Below are 593 nucleotides of genomic sequence, written 5' to 3' on the forward strand. Positions count from 1 at the left end.
TGCTGCGACGACGCAGCCGCTTCTCGAGCTGTTCGGTGCTCATGTGCTCTGTCTCCTACCGGACCCGGCCCTCGTGCGCACGCACGATCCCGGTCAGTTCGATGTGGGTCCGACCCACGTGACGGCCCGCCAACTCGCCCACCCTGCGACCCACCGCGTCAGCGGCGGCAGCGGCCGCAGCGACGATGTCGGCTTGTTCGCGCACGGGACCCGTGACGTCGAGGACGATGGACCCCCGGTCGTCGTCGAGTCCCACGCGCAGACGCTTCGCGGGCACGCCGAGCTGTTCGGCTGCGGCTGCCCGCGCCAGCGCCGTGAGCGCTCGTGCGGTGATCTCGACGCGGCCCGGGACGGCAGTCGCGTCGACTCCTACCGGGCCGGCGCTCACCGGGAGCTCCGGCGTCCGGTCAGCACGTCGGTCAGGGCGCCGCGGTCGATCTTCCCGGTCGTGATGGCGGCCACGAGGGCACCGATCAGACCGAACACGATCACCAGGACGAAGCCCCAGAACCCGAACTGCAGTGCCACGACGGCGAGGATGGCGCCGATCAGCGCGCCGACGAGTGTGTTACTCAACGCGGGACTCCTTCTTG

2 protein-coding genes are annotated in these 593 nt (G+C 70.5%); both read right to left on the reverse strand.

The window, feature by feature from the left end; translation table 11 throughout:
- Nucleotides 1-55: 55 nt before the first annotated feature.
- A complete protein-coding gene (locus tag M3666_RS16290; protein ID WP_066653408.1) occupies nt 56-388 on the reverse strand; it encodes a hypothetical protein in 333 nt (110 codons plus the stop codon).
- Nucleotides 385-576 (reverse strand): DUF2273 domain-containing protein, encoded by a 192-nt coding sequence (locus tag M3666_RS16295; RefSeq protein ID WP_058728059.1) that lies wholly within the window; start codon nt 574-576, stop codon nt 385-387. The genes M3666_RS16290 and M3666_RS16295 overlap by 4 nt, the downstream gene beginning before the upstream one ends.
- Between the last annotated feature and the right edge of the window lie 17 nt (nt 577-593).

It is taken from the genome of Curtobacterium sp. ODYSSEY 48 V2 (genome assembly GCF_023712625.1).
Classification (GTDB): Bacteria; Actinomycetota; Actinomycetes; order Actinomycetales; family Microbacteriaceae; genus Curtobacterium.